General features: G+C 36.9%; 11 protein-coding genes. 10 read left to right on the forward strand and 1 reads right to left on the reverse strand.

Annotated features, from left to right (window positions below; translation table 11 throughout):
• The first annotated feature begins 184 nt into the window (after positions 1 to 184).
• The 9 genes from ANA7108_RS0125895 (at position 185) to ANA7108_RS0125935 (ending at position 13,029) form a co-directional block, all read left to right on the forward strand.
• Entirely contained in the window at positions 185 to 943 is a 759-nt protein-coding gene (locus ANA7108_RS0125895) for a hypothetical protein (RefSeq protein WP_016953743.1), read from the forward strand.
• A 249-nt stretch (positions 944 to 1,192) separates the two neighbouring features.
• Positions 1,193 to 2,335, forward strand: coding sequence for a hypothetical protein (locus ANA7108_RS0125900; protein ID WP_016953744.1), 1,143 nt, complete (start codon positions 1,193 to 1,195; stop codon positions 2,333 to 2,335).
• A gap of 39 nt (positions 2,336 to 2,374) precedes the next feature.
• Entirely contained in the window at positions 2,375 to 3,157 is a 783-nt protein-coding gene (locus ANA7108_RS0125905) for a hypothetical protein (protein WP_016953745.1), read from the forward strand.
• A gap of 600 nt (positions 3,158 to 3,757) precedes the next feature.
• Positions 3,758 to 5,467, forward strand: a complete 1,710-nt coding sequence (locus tag ANA7108_RS0125910) for a TrbI/VirB10 family protein (protein WP_016953746.1) — start codon at positions 3,758 to 3,760, stop codon at positions 5,465 to 5,467.
• A 44-nt stretch (positions 5,468 to 5,511) separates the two neighbouring features.
• Positions 5,512 to 6,306, forward strand: coding sequence for a hypothetical protein (locus tag ANA7108_RS0125915; protein ID WP_016953747.1), 795 nt, complete (start codon positions 5,512 to 5,514; stop codon positions 6,304 to 6,306).
• A gap of 207 nt (positions 6,307 to 6,513) precedes the next feature.
• A complete protein-coding gene (locus ANA7108_RS0125920; protein WP_016953748.1) occupies positions 6,514 to 7,800 on the forward strand; it encodes a hypothetical protein in 1,287 nt (428 codons plus the stop codon).
• A 708-nt stretch (positions 7,801 to 8,508) separates the two neighbouring features.
• Positions 8,509 to 10,263 (forward strand): type IV secretory system conjugative DNA transfer family protein, encoded by a 1,755-nt coding sequence (locus tag ANA7108_RS0125925; RefSeq protein WP_016953749.1) that lies wholly within the window; start codon positions 8,509 to 8,511, stop codon positions 10,261 to 10,263.
• 78 nt (positions 10,264 to 10,341) lie between these two features.
• Positions 10,342 to 10,665, forward strand: coding sequence for a nucleotidyltransferase family protein (locus ANA7108_RS0125930; RefSeq protein ID WP_016953750.1), 324 nt, complete (start codon positions 10,342 to 10,344; stop codon positions 10,663 to 10,665).
• Between the two features lie 69 nt (positions 10,666 to 10,734).
• On the forward strand, positions 10,735 to 13,029 hold the full coding sequence (locus ANA7108_RS0125935; RefSeq protein ID WP_016953751.1) for a hypothetical protein: 2,295 nt from the start codon (positions 10,735 to 10,737) through the stop codon (positions 13,027 to 13,029).
• A gap of 219 nt (positions 13,030 to 13,248) precedes the next feature.
• Here ANA7108_RS0125935 and ANA7108_RS0125940 read toward each other — a convergent pair whose 3' ends face one another.
• Entirely contained in the window at positions 13,249 to 14,706 is a 1,458-nt protein-coding gene (locus ANA7108_RS0125940) for a hypothetical protein (RefSeq protein ID WP_026104462.1), read from the reverse strand.
• A 166-nt stretch (positions 14,707 to 14,872) separates the two neighbouring features.
• Here ANA7108_RS0125940 and ANA7108_RS0125945 point away from each other — a divergent pair, with 166 nt between their 5' ends.
• Positions 14,873 to 15,169 carry a helix-turn-helix transcriptional regulator gene (locus ANA7108_RS0125945; protein WP_016953753.1) on the forward strand — a complete coding sequence of 99 codons (297 nt, stop codon included), beginning with the start codon at positions 14,873 to 14,875 and terminating at the stop codon, positions 15,167 to 15,169.
• Positions 15,170 to 15,183 lie beyond the last annotated feature (14 nt).

Consider the following 15,183-nt stretch of genomic DNA (forward strand, 5'->3'; position numbering starts at 1 on the left):
TAATTTTGTCCGACTACTTATAGGAATGTGATTGTAATAATCACTCTACTTTAAAAACCATACCATCTTTCGTTATTTTTGGTGTTGTGAATTATGCTAATACAATTTTTTAATTATTAAAACACAAGGTCTAATATTCTAGGCATATCATTCATTTATTAAATTACTCAACAGGTGAAATATCATGAAAAGTAACAAGAAAAAGTTAATTTCAACTGCTATTGTATCAGGTTTTATATTAGCAGCAATAACTGTACCAAGTAATGCCTTTGCCATTGACTTGGGAGGAGAACTTGACAACTTCTTCAATCAAACGTTTGGATACATAAACGGCTATTTTAACGAGGTAGCTAATCAACTAAAAGAAGAAGTAGATAAAAGTTGGGGAAATCTCCAAAAAGATGCTCAAGCAGCAATTGAAGAATCTAAGGGAAATATGGGGATACCAGACCCTACAGCAGCTAGTCAAAAATTAGCTGATAAGTTGCAAGAAAAAGGAGGAATAGCAGCAGAAAGTAGCACTATTATTGGTGCGGTGGAAGCCGGGAAACAACTAGAAAGAGATAGTACCCGCGCTACGGTAGCTAGTGTTTTAGGGAAAGAAGGACAGCAGCGGACTCAATCTGAAATTGATGCTACCAACAAAACTGTTGGACAAGCACAGCAGTTAGCTGAAGATGCTCAAAATATGGATGCTTCACAAGATGTCCTCAAAGCGATCGCTGCTCAAAATTCTCAAATTGTCTCCATGTTAGGACAGGTACGTACTGATGGTTTACAAGCACGACATGATGCCCAACAAACTAACCTCATGCTCAATCAAATTGCTGAAAGTCAATCAGAACAAAATCGAGCTAGAAGAGTTTTATCTACTGGTATGACTAGTCAATATTTAGAGTTAACTGGTTGGAGTAGATTAGACCCTGCTTATGTCAATAAGTAGCCATCATGAACTGCGTACACCAGGAGGGATGAAAATAGATTTTCAAATCAGGTTGAAATTGACACTCTCAGGTCTAAAGACATTTTGATTAACTCTCAATACGGTTCGATTAACTAAAAATCCCAATTTTTCAAATCATGAACAATTGATTATTACATTCCTTTGTTGAGAACAATGTCAATCATTAACCTTATCCAAACTGTATTGGATTAACTCTTTTTTCACTTCTATTCTACCAGGAATAACATTATGCTTGGTCAAACAATACTAGCAGCAAATAACTTCGGTGCAGGAGATTTAATCGAAAATGCGTCTGCTGGTGCCAGCTTGGTAGCAGAAGGTTTTAATGATCTATGGCAACAAACTCTTACAGGTGGACTATATGCTTCGCTGTGTAAAGTTGGAGTATTATTTGCAGTTGCTACCCTCACATTATTCATGGTGCAATGGGGTAAGCAAATGATTAATGACGAAGAACAAAGGGCATTTAGTGAATTAATTTGGCCTTTAATTGTCACTGTTCTTCTTGCTAATAATGGTTCTCTACTAGCGAATAGCACTTTGGCATTGAGGGAATATATTAACAGTGTCAATAACTATATATTAGAGTACACCGCAGCCGATGCTGATTTGAGATCCGCTTACCAACAAGCACTAGGACAAGCGGCATTAGAAACAGCCGTAGGTAATGCTATTCAAGAATGTCGTTCTTCTCAATTATCAAATGAAGAAGAAATACAGTGTCTCAAACAAGCAAAAGCCGATTTAGAAGCTAAATTTCCTGACATTTTTAAAGATGCAGAAGGTGGTAGCTATTTAGGAGCAGCAGGTAGTTGGGTAACTCAAGGTTTGGACAAAATCAACCAAGCAGCTTCGGAAGCTGAAGGTGATGGTTTAGTGGGAAGTATTACCAGTAAATTGTCTGCGGCTTCTAGTGCGGCAATTGGTGCAGTTGTTACCACTTTTATTACCAGTTTATTATTAGCACTAAATAATGCTTACCAATGGGGATTAGAACTAGCATTACTTCTAACTGCATTGATAGCTCCTTTGGCAGTTGGAGGTTCTTTAATGCCAATTGGTAATAAAGCAATTTTTGGTTGGTTAACAGGGTTTTTTACTGTTGGTCTTGCTAAACTTTCTTTCAATATTATTTTAGGTTTAGCTGGACAATTAATTGCTACAGCCAAAGCTAGTCAACCGATGATTTTTTTGGCATTTATTGGTTTAGTTGCCCCATTTTTAGCTACAGGAATTGCTGCTGGAGGTGGTCTAGCAGTGCTAACTCAGCTTAATAATGGCGCTCAATGGTTAGCTAGTGGTGCTATCTCAGCAGGTAATATTGCTCTTTCTGCCAGTGTGTCACGAATAACAGCGATGATTCGCAAATAAAAAGTTTATCAATCAGAACTTTATCAATTTTGAGAAATTATGCTAAATCACACTAAATCCAAAGTTCCTAAAAGGGAAGCATTACAGTTTTTAAGTTCTGGACAATCGGTATCTAATCCCATTGCTATTGTTGCTATCATCTCGCTAATTTTTAGTTCTTTATCCTTCCTATTACAAATGCTCAATTATGGTGCAACTTCAACTTTAGCTCGTAAAGAACCACCATCTTTAGTCCAGATTGCTGATGGGAATACAATCAATGTGAAAGCACTCGAACCTGATGACCGTTCAGCAGAAGTGATTAAAAAATTTGTGGTTGATACCTTAGTAAAATTGTTCAATTGGGATGGATTAATCAAATCAACTAAAAATGGAGAAATTATTACTCAACAAGATAATGGCACTAATATAAAAGTTACAAAAGGGACTGCAAGAGTTACTACAAAAGCTTGGGAAGCTGCTTTTGCATTAAGTGAAGAACAAGACTTTCGAGCCAGTTTTCTGAAAAGATTAGCAGAACTCACACCACCAAGTGTCTTTCAAGGTGGTTTACAAAGTTCTCTAGTACCAAGATATGTTAGTGAACCACGCAAGATAGGTAAAGGAAAATGGCAAGTAGATGTGATTGCTACTTTGGTGACTTTTAGTAAGGAGGATAATGCTGGTAATGGAATAGCTTTTAATAAAACTGTGACAGTTCAAGCTATACAAAGTCCTCAAAAACCTCCAGAAACAACAGAGATTGCTCAGAAAATTTATTCGGTTCGCAGGTCAGGTTTAGAAATTATTGAAATCACAGATTTAAATTTAGGTAAGAACTGAGACAAGGAAAGCTGGAGAGAGAGAAAAAGAGAAAAGATAAAAAGCCTTATTTGAACTATATTAAGGAGTAAAGAATTCAGAATTAATCTCACATAACAGATATTTACTTTATTGGTAGTGGTTGATTGAAAATAAAAATCTTAATGACAAAATATCATTTCATAAGATTTTTATAGATTTATATTTTGTAAATCACGGCAAGATTCATAAGTCATAAATCAAAGGGAGTTAATTTATGTTTATTTTAAAGCACAAGTCATTTTTTACATACAATGAATAATAAAACTCTTAGGGGGTAGGCATCTTGCTCGCAACAGGTGTACTTCATTGAATTTAGATGAAATCTTCTGTAATACCTAAGATAAGGGGATGTAAATTTAAAGTTGATTGATACAATACTGTGTTGATGTATGAATAAAAAATCAGAACTTATCGGTTGAGTAATTTTATAGGAGTTATGTTTATGAAAAAAGTATCATCAAAAATTAGGCATTAATCAATCTGAAGATTTGAGTGTTATTGAATTAATAAGATACTTTTGATCTAATCCATAAAAATTGAGATTTCTGGTTATTTACTGTAAATACAATAGGGGTATTTATGAAAACAAATTTAGAGAACAGAACTGAATCTAATAAGATAGATAATTTACTCAATTTCGCCGAAGATAACTCTGAAAATAATCTTGCTGGTACTGAGAATCAAAATATTATTAGTGAAGCAGATGTGGAATTAGCAGATGAATTGGAATTAGTAGAAACACAACATTCACTTGTAAATTCTCCCTGGTCACGCACAATAGTAGTTGGAGGAGGATTTGGAGTAGGATTTATACTAATTTTTATGTTCCTCAATCCCATGATGAATGGGAAAGTAACTAAGAAAGAACAAACACCAGAAGTTGCTGCTACCTCTCCTCCTGAAGAAGAAGTTCCCAAACAAGATGGTGATATTTATGCCAAATTAGCATTACAAAAACAAGCAGAAGAACTGGAAGCGTTTAAAGAACAAAATAGAATTAAACAGGAATCACCAGTTGAAAAACAGGATAAGCAGACAGTTGAAAACCTGCCCAGAACTAAAACTATTCCTAATAAATCTGTCAGCAGGGAAACATCATCAACAGTCACTAGGGAACAACAACCTAGAAGACCTATAAGAACGGAAAGACCTGTCAGAGAAGTGCCAATGGCACGCTCTTCACCCCCAGTACAAACTGTTGCAACTTCAACAATTTTACCCAAACAACAAACCACGTTTAAATCTCCTACAAAACCTTCAGATCCATTAGCAGAATTAGCAAATTTACGTTCTCTTGGTTCTGGTGGTCAAATTGATTATGCAGCAGCAATTACAAATGAGAAACAGGAGGTAGCAAGCACCCAAACTCAAAATGTTGGCACTTCTGATTATACTCCTAGACGTAGGTCGAGTTATAGCCGCAATTCTCAAATAGAACCACTAGAAACAGTTACTACTAATAATTCATCATCAGATTTGGACAGTAATTTTGATAATAACAACGGGGGAATTGAAGAACTAAAAGCTAAGTGGACTCCAGTAATTAGTGCGAAAAGTTTAAATAAAAGTGATAAGGTAACGAATTTCAGTGTCAGCAAAAATTATTCTCCAGAAGAAGCAGCTATTATTGAGGGCAGAGAAGAGCAGTATTTAAGGGTAGGAGAATACACTACTGCCATATTAGAAACACCCGTCGTTTGGTCGGCAAATGTTAATTCTAATAATTCTCACATTCAAACTAAGTTTGTTGTGAAACTCACCCAACCTTTAATGAGCAATATTGGGAAAGAAGCAATTCCTGCTAATACACTTTTGAGTGCAGAAATTCAAGGAGTTGATTCATCTGGGAGAGTTACTGCTGTAGTTACTGCCATTCTCAAAGATGGAACTGAATATACATTACGACCAGGAACAATTGTCATACAAGGTCAAGGGGGAGAACCTTTAATTGCTAATCAGTATCGGGACAAAGGTAAAGAGATTTTAAGCCTGGATGCAGGATTAGGTTTGATGTCAGGACTGGCCAAGGTGGGGGAGGTGATTAACCAACCTGATATTCAAAGTAGCATTTCTCAATCTAATGGTGGGTTTAGCAGTATCCAAACCAGTCGCAATGGAAATCGCTCTTTATTAGGTGCATTTGCTCAAGGAGCGTTTGGTACAGTTTCCAAGCAAGTAGAGGAACGCAATCAAAAAGCGATCGCAGAAATTATGAAACGACCCAACATTTGGTTTATCCGCCAAAATACCCAAATTACTGTTCAAGTAAATCGCTCTTTGCGACTTTAACTACCGAATACACATTGGGTGAAGGTATCTCCTGGAGAATGAAAATGGACAAGTTTTTCTGGTTATTTCTAGCTGTTACAACTTCTTGCTTGATCAATATTCCATCTCAGGCACTACCGACACCAAGAACACAATCAACTAATACCAAGAGTTCTGTCCGCATTATCCCTCAAAGTAAAGCCACTGGAACTCAAGCCCAGCTGCAAACTGTGGAGGTATGGCCGGGACATGGTGTATCCGTCTCGTTTTATGAGACTGGTGAGGTTATTCAACGAGTGTGGTTAGATGATCCTTCCCGCATCCTCATGGATGTAGATGGTTGCTTGCAAGGTTTGTCTGATAGGTCGAATTGTAAGGACTCAGGTGCAGGTTTAATTCACCTTAGACAAATTAACCCGGTTAATATTCCCGGAATGCCTACAGCTAAAAACGGCGCACACTTGACGGTAATTACGCAATCTTCAGCAGGAACGCGCCAAGTTTACAACTTTCGGGTGCTAACAAGCAAAGGAACTCCACGCTACAGTACCATCTCTATCACTCCTGATGTCACTCGCAAAGAAGCACCACCCACAGATTCTATTATTGTCGCCACTATTACTAAGGGATTACAGGTAGCAGCAGAGAAACGGTGGATAACTCCTAGTAATCCTTTATGGCAGAAACTACAACAACTAATTCAAGAGTTACAGTCAGGTAAAAATCTGACCACTGCTGCTCAAAGTGTTAAAGTTTCTCCTCAACTGGTTGAGCGTTTATTGCAATTAGGAACTGAATCAACTAAATCAAGTATTCCTGCTCAAAAAGGTAAGCATTTAACTGTCAGTAATCAGCCTTAAAGATTGAAACAAACAACAAGATAAAAAGTGTGTAAATTACCAGGAGATTAAAATCCTCACTCTTTAATCAATCTTTGCCATTGATGCTATTAGCTCATCACTGATATATGAATGCTTGTAAAATATAAATGCTTAACTTTACTTCTTTCAAAAAAACAATGGTTTTCAGGTTTTCATTCTAAGAATTAAGGTAATCAAGGTGTAAATATGCTGCATAATCCTCAGTATCGAAATAATCAACAACCCATTAAAAGCACAAAAAACAATCATTTGAATTTTAAATTCAATATTAAATACTGGATGTTTTTGGGTTTATGTACAAGTTTATTATTACATGGCTTAATATCCTTTCGCCATCATAATTTACTCAGTTATATTTTAGGAATTCAGCCAGCAACGGCATCTCCTACACCAACAGTGAACACTATCCCTAGTAAATATATAAATAATGCACCAGTTCCTGATTGGCAAAGTATTACATTTAAATCATTTGTTTTCTTTAGTCCTGGTAGTGTTGAACTTCCTAATGTTGAATTTCCTGGATATAAATCAATCAGAAATTGGCAAGCAGGACAAAGTTTAGATGAAGTAATGGAATTAGGAGATTTTGAAAATGTATTTAATTTAGAAAATTTTAGTTTACAAACAATTGGTCAATTGAGCGGTATTTCTCTGGTAAATACTAAATTATCAGATTTTGATACTGTTAAATGGCAAACCGTTCCTGAATTAACTAAAGCTATTCCTAGTTTAGCTAATGAATATGTAGAAAATGTACCAGCTATCCGAGATTTGATTAAAAAGATATTGGGTGTTGCAAATATTAATGGACAAACCATAGGAGAAATTATCAATAATTTCCCACAGATAAAAGATATAGAGTTAGGAGAAATTGATTTATCAGATTATAATCTGACTTCCATTCCTGGAATAGAAAAAACTGCTCTTAAACAGTTTAGTAATTGGCAGAATACTAGTATATCAAAAATCCCTGGACTAAATCAGGTAACATTCGCTAATTTTCCCAATGCACCTGTACCGCAAGGAAGTATTATTGGTAAATTAGATTTGCCATTAAAGGAAGTAGAATCAAACCGACAACGTTCGATTAGTGGTAGTGACCAAGTTGGATTTAATGTTCCATGTACTAACAACTGCGCTCACATAGAATTATCAGGTGCAGGTGGAATCACAGGTAGTCAATGGATGAGTGGTAAGTTTCAACAAGTAAAGGGTGGTTTTGGGATATTAGGCAATCTTAATGGTGGAAAAGAACCAACCGGAAGGCATCCTTTTGGTAAGGGTTTTAAACAAGCTGTGTGGGATATTAATGAAGGTGATGGAACTGCATCAACAGCTATTTTCTTCCGCATTTGTCGGAGAGGAGGTTGGTTTGATTTAGGCTGTTCACCTTATTTTATTGGACCGTTTCCTTTTTTCATATATCAAGAAAAATCACCTATATTTCTTGGTACTCCTTTAACAATTCCCTAGACAATTTAATGTTTTTTGAAGTTGCGTTTTAGCGGAGATAGGATGTTATGTGTGATGAGAGTTTATATATCGTGCTGATATCACAATTCTATCTATAGCAATCCTAAATAACATATGAACACCTCTTTTTCTCTACCTCTGCGCTCTCTGCGTCTCTGCGGTTCGTTTTAAAAATTCCGTTCATAAATCAAATAGGATTGCTATAATTTGTGTTTTTAGAAGATGCGTGAAAAAGCATAAATAGATTTTTTATTTCACGCAGAGGCGCAGAGATCACAGAGAAGATATGGAAACAAAAGATAATTTTTTATGACTGATACAGGACTAATATAGGCATCCTGTTTGATTTCTGAAAATATACTGAGACTTTAATCTATGTCCAACAAGGCTTTTATCTTCAAACAAGTTGAGAAATCAAATATAGCACTCCTATTTGATTTCTAAAAAAATCGGTTACACCTTAATTTTCCCTAATCCTCTTACCTGCCTAAAAAAACTATCAGCAATCAAGTCATATACCTATATATGTTTTAAAATATTCATCTACAACAACTTTTAAATTTTCAAACAACACTCTTGCGCTCTTCTCTGCGCCTCCGCGTCTCTGCGTGAGATAAAGAAAATGTAGTTATCTACTTGAAATGGCTGTCATACAAAATATCGCAATCCTAAGTCTATATCAATCATTTTGAAATTTATCTAATCACAATGAGTACAAACAACTTCATTTCCGAACTTCAAAATCCCCAAGCACCAATTGGTAAATACACTCATTACCTTTTTTCTGCTAATGGGTTAATGCTGACAGGATTATTGGTAGGATTTCTATTACTACAAATGTTATCTGGCAATAAAAAAGGCAGGTTAGCTACCAGTTATTTTGGCGGCAGCAAGGAGACAGCTAAAGCGAAGAAGAAAGCTATTAAACAAATTGCTAATCCTCAATGTGATAGTGCCAGTCTCTATATTGGTAGACACAAATTCACAGGTCGAAAAACTCAAGATAAAGAACCAGGAAGTCCCATTCCTTTATACATACCAGATGTACAAAGAGGAACGGCAGTAATTGGCGCTCCTGGTAGCGGTAAGTCTTTTTCTGCTATTAACCCGATGATTTATAGTGCCATTGACCAAGGTTTTCCAATTGTTTTATATGACTTTAAATACCCTACTCAGGCTAAAGTTGCCAGTTATGCGAAAAAGATGGGTTATCAAGTCCATATCTTCGCTCCTGGTTTCCCTGAAAGTGAGGTGTGCAACCCCCTTGATTTTCTCCGAGATTCTACGGACGCGGAAACAGCAAGGCAGTTAGCAACTGTAATCAACAAAAATTTCAAAATGATGGCTGCTAGTAATGAGGATGCTTTTTTTGGACCTGCTGGTGATCAGTTAACGGAAGCTATCTTAATGCTGACTAAACAAACTCAGTATCCAGATATTATGACAGCGGCGGCTATTTTGAGTAGCGATCGCATGGTAGAAAGATTAATGGCTGCTAATCTCAATCCCTGGATTAAAATTGCTTTTGGTCAGTTGTTTAGTTCTGCTGGTTCTGAGAAAACGATTGCAGGTATCGCCGGTACTGCCAGTTTGATGTTTACCCGGTTTATGAAAAAGAATACTTTGGGGTGTTTTGTTGGTAAGACGACTCTACCTCTGGAAATCAAGGGTAAACAAATGATTATTTTTGGGTTGGATAGGGAACGACGGGATGCGGTGGGTCCACTATTATGCAGTATTTTACACATGACCGTTGCTAGAGCGACCACCTCCGGTGCGCGAGACGCGAACGCCAAAAAACGGCAAGACCCATTAGTTGTTGTCCTCGATGAAGTGCCTTCTTTATACCTACCAGACCTGTTTAGATGGCTGAATGAATCTCGCAGTGAGGGTTTTTGCGGCATTCTGGGTTGGCAGAACATGGGACAGTTAGAAAAATACTACGGTAAGGAAGTTGCTAAAACCATGCTGGGTGCTTGCGGTACGAAGTTCATTTTTAATCCAGGTGAGGAAGAATCAGCGCGGTTGTTTAGTGCTTACCTGGGAGATGAAGAAATTAAATACAAGCAGAAATCTAAAAGCACTGGGGGAGGTAAAAGCAGTACCTCAATTTCTGAACAGGATAAAACACGGAAGTTGTTTGAACCAGCACAGTTTTTGAAGTTGCCACCGGGGAAGTGTATATTTATCAACCCAGCTTACTGTAATCAAAATGAAGCTTCTGTTCCTTTATTAAAAACGATTAAAATCCCCAAAGTTTTAATTAATATTGACCGAAAAAATGACTCTAGGTGGAAAAGTTTGATTACTCAGTTAACAGAGAAAAGCACTCAACAACGTCCTACTCAAGAGGATTTAGATAAACGAGTGGCGGAGGTAAATAAATTATTTCCTATTCCTCAGCAACCTGTACAAGCTGGTGCTGTACCATTACCTATTGATGCTTATAAAGGATTTTTCTAATTACCAATGTTAAGGGTATTTAGATAGGGAGATTAAGAAACAGTTAGCCAAAATAGGTTTTTCTCTGGAGGAATAGAAATGATACAGGATAGTGAACGAAAAATTGTTTCAGAGTTTCGCTCCCAACTGGAAGCAATAATTCCCATTTTAGATTTGCGGGTATTTGGTTCAAAAGCGCGGGGTGATGCTACAGAAGAATCAGATTTAAATGTGTTTATTAAAGTCGCTGAATTAGATAGATCATGTCGAGAAAAAATTAGTGATTTAGCATGGGAAGTGGGTTTTAAATATGATCTAGTTATTTCCACTTTTGTAGTCACAGAAGCACAGGTAGAAACGGGAGCTATGGGGGCTAGTCCCTTACTGTCTAAAGTGTTACAAGAGGGTATTTCTATATACTGAATCAGAAACTAAAGTTATTAAATGAATCCTATTAATCCTTTAATCCTGATCTAAAATGGATATATTAATATGTTTGATGAAAGAGTAACGCAATTAGCAACCGCTTATCAAAAAACTGTTGACCATATAATTGATGAGCTTCAAATTACTGCCTCAGTATTAGCAGAATTAGTCCAGGCTTTAATAGATAAAGTCAGAGAAAAACTTAAACAAGAACAAGAAAAGTTATTTGAAATTGAAGTACAAGTTGGTAGTGAGAAATATCGGCTTGTTCCAGATGAGGAATTTCCTGGTGCTTGGAAATGGGAATCTGCCGAAATGTCTGATGTCCAAGTGCAGAATATCGCCAAGCAGTTAATGTTAACAGCAGCAGATAATTCTCAAGACATCACAGATATTGTTCTAGCTAATAATAATTCTTCTTTAGCTATTATTGCCACTATTGAATCAGGTGATAAATTAACTGTTTACCAGCAAGATATTGAAGGTAAATGTCGTCATAACTGGGTGACGGAAAATTTACAGACTGAGGAAATTATTGCTGTTGTTTATGAACCCATAATTCGTTATTTACCTCCTAGTCAAAATTACACAGATAATACAAGAGAGATAAAGGAAGATTTAACCAAAATTGTTGATGAACTGCTAGGTCAACTTTTTGGAAGTCAAGATATTGAGAGTGAAGTTGTTGATAATTATACAGAATCTGAATCTCCAACAGCAAGAATAAATTCTGGAGAAAACATTGAATTAGAAAATGAATTTACACCTATTTTAGACTCACCATTTGAAGAGGAAACTTTCGTCTTTTGGGATGAAAATACTCCATTACCAGAACCACCAGTAGATGATTCACCAGAATGGGATGATGCTAGGGATATACCTTTAGCTGCTGAGACGACATATACGGAAGAAGAACATCAGCATAATTTTACTGATAAGCAAGTTTCGACGAATGAAATAAAAACTGAAGAAACAGTCACAGAGACAATACCTGAAGTTGATGTTGATGCTTTTAGGGAAGAAAAGTCAGCTAGATTTGTTGAAACAACAGAGGAGGAAATTGGGACAAAAAAGCGAAAAGTTGCTTTTACAGAAAACTACAATGGTGTGGTTTCATCTCCAACAGTAACTTCTCAAAATCAGAAGTGGATACGGGAAGTGGAAGTTCCTATTAAGAAGGATGTTGCACCCATTTGGCAAAAGGTTCTAGGTTTAAATTGGCTGAAAATGCGGCATAATCTCAAAGTTGAAAATGCCAAAATCGCTCAAACAGCAGTTGAACTTCTCAAAGCTTATGGGGAGACATTAGCAGATGGTTCTAGACTTTATAGAAGTGATGCTTTTGTAATTAGAAAAGAAGGTGAAAAGTATAGTATCCATCATCGGCGTGATGAATTATCTAATTTTTCTCATTCTTTGATGGAGTTTACTGTCAATTCTCGTCAAGATATAAAAGTTAAAGTTCCTCCTACACAAATGTTAGCAGTAGAAAGACAAGAGTTTTTGATGGTAGCTGAGAAGATTTCGGGTGAGAAAAAATTACCACAGCTACAAAATGCAGATATCAGAAATATTGCTAACCAACTAGGTTCTTTAGCACCTGCTGGTACTTTTGCAACGTTGGAAAGTTTTAGAAAGACTGAGGTTTTGGGGTTACTCAATTCTGCTTTACAACAAGCTAAGACTGATATTTTAACTATAGGTGAATATACAATTTCTAGATCCAGGGATGTAGATGCTGGGGTGGCAAAGTTACAGCTACATAAAACTAATCATCAGGGTGAACAACAAGAAATGGTATCTTTTACTCTCTATAAAACGGCAGAAGGTATTATTAAGCAGGTAGATTATCTGAATATTAGCGATTGGGATTTAACACAGTTGAAGTTTATATCCCGCAATGCTCATTTGTTTGATTTGGAGAAGTATGGTTTAGTTGATAAAGCAAGGGATGGTAGCAAGGAAGTTAAGAATATTGCTGATATACCAGTTCCTCTACATCCTGCAATTAAAAAGGTATGGCAGCAAGTGGAAAGGGATAATTCTCATATTAATTCTTCTCTTATTAATGCAGATGAGGTTAAAGCGGGTATTCAAGATAAGCTTGAAAAGTCTCAGGAGATGCTTTCTGTGGGTGAACAGAGGGAATTGTATTTTCAACTGTTGGTGTTACAGAGTTTAAAGCATGATGATTTGCAAAATCAAATGCCACCTTTGAGAGAAATAACCGATGATTTAGAACAGTGGCGGAAGGAAACAGTTTCCAATAAATATACGGCAAGAGCAAGTATATTAACACAGAATATGGATACAACGAAGAGATCAATGCAATCTAGAAATGTTGCTGAATATTCACTTTAAACAGCAGTAAAAAAAATACCCCACCTGCTTAGGGCTTTATTGACAGAGATATAGCTGCAAAAACGAGAATTCAGGTTCAAATTACACCAAGACTGACTACACCTATCAGCTTTATTCATGTCGGTATTCAAATTGCCAATGCAATTCCAGGACAGCAAAAATTATTAATAGATGAAAATCATCAAGTTACAGCTAATCAAGATCATGGGATTATATGAATTACGTTACATATTCATGGATTTTTATTTCCTGCACCAAAGTTTTTATTTTCATAAATTGCTCCTTAATTTCTGCTTGATTTAAATTGATTGCATCTGTATTTATAATCAAATTGACAACATTTGTTAATTCAGCCTGTTGCTTGTGATTAGAAACTTTGAGTTGTGCCAGTTCCTGTTCTCTAGTTGAAATTACCTCATTTAATCGCTCAACTTCTGACGTTAATGGTGCAATTGTTTTTTCTAATTCTGAGTTGACAACTTTTGCGGCTTGCTTAGAAAATGTGTTATTCCAACTGTTTTGAGTGGCTTGTTCTAGTCCCTTTTCTAAATCAGCTATTCGTTGCTCTAATTGCTGGTTTGTGACTTGAAGATGTTGAACTGCGGCTAACTGTCTTTCTGTTTCAATTAACTGCTGAACTAATTTTTCCTTCTCTTGTGTCATTTTTTGAGCGTGTTGTTGAGCAGCTTTTAATTCTACTCCGGCAGCTTCAAGAGCAGCTTCACGAATTTCGATAAATTTACCCAGTTCTGCTTCTGCTTTTTCTTGTTCGCGTTGTGCTAAAGCTTCAGCAATTTTTTGTTCTACCTGTTGTGCAGTAAAAGTCTCTTGTAAGCGAGTTGTTCTACTCCGAGCCTGGTTTAGTGCTATTTCCAATTGAATTTGTTCTGGTTTCAATAACTCTTTTGAGAACGACCCTTGGGCAACTGCATTGTCTAATAGCGCCCACCAGCATTCATTGCCATTTACTTCCCACTTGGCGGTAATAATCCCTTTGTAACCATTCCAGATTCCATGATCAACAATGACAATTCGCATCCCCGGCGCAAATTCTGGCGCATCTACTTGTTCGTTACTGGCAGCAGCAACAGTAGTGGAATTAGTTGTTTTTGGACTGGCTTTTGGATTTGTTCCAGTCTTTTCTGCTGTTGCCTTGACTTGTGCGGCTGTTTTCTTGCCAGAATTGACCAGTTCTTTGACAAGGTGATCAGCTACTTTAGTCAGTTGGCTAAGGGCAGCAACACTCCAGTTCTGGACTTTTTCTCGCACTAAACGTTGGATTCGCTCTGGCAGTTGCTCAAACCAAGCGTAAATTTTCATGGCTGAGGAGGCAATATAGCGAGATGCGCCAAAATCATTACTCAATAGCCAGGTGTTAAAAACCTGTTTACCGTTGGGGCAAAAAGCGATGCAATCGTTATAAATATCTTGCAATGCTTGACCACTAGCGAGTAAGCCATCAAAAGTCTGACGGACAAAACCGATAAAGTTAGCTAGGGTGGTTTTGGCTTTGTTTTGCAGTCCGGGGTCTGTAAATTGGTTGTAATCGAAGTTGTAGTTGAGAGCAAAGGGCGCAATTGCATCAGCTTGTCTGTCAATGTATTGTTCTAATTCTTGCTGTGCAGTTACTGGAATTTCTGCTAGAGCTACCCTAAAACCTTGATATTGTGTCATCATAATCTTGACCTCGAAATATTAGGTCTATTTGTGAAAGGGCGATCGCGATCTTTGGACGGAAGGCGATCGCCTTTTTGCTTTTTATATTATAGCGATTAACTATTTAATTGTCTAATCGCTATAATGGCTGTAACTATAAACGACAATAGAAACGAAAGACTTTTAAATGACAGCATCCTTAATGAATCGTAACGTTCCCCCAAAATTTACTAAACGAAGTGACAGAAAAGCTGTGCAGCAGTTGAAAGTCCAACTTCGTTGTCGCTTACAGGATTTAATTGATGCCCAAGATTTGACCAGATCGGCACTGGCTGAGGCGACTGGGCTAACTCCTACTGCTGTTAGGGGATTGTGTGATAACTCTGCAAAGCGTTATGATGTTGATACTTTAGCGGTTCTATGTGATTTTTTCGGCTGTGGAATGGGTGAATTATTTGAGGTAATTCCAAAAGAGCGACAATAGCGAATAAAGTAGCA

It is taken from the genome of Anabaena sp. PCC 7108 (assembly GCF_000332135.1).
Taxonomy (GTDB): Bacteria; Cyanobacteriota; Cyanobacteriia; order Cyanobacteriales; family Nostocaceae; genus Anabaena.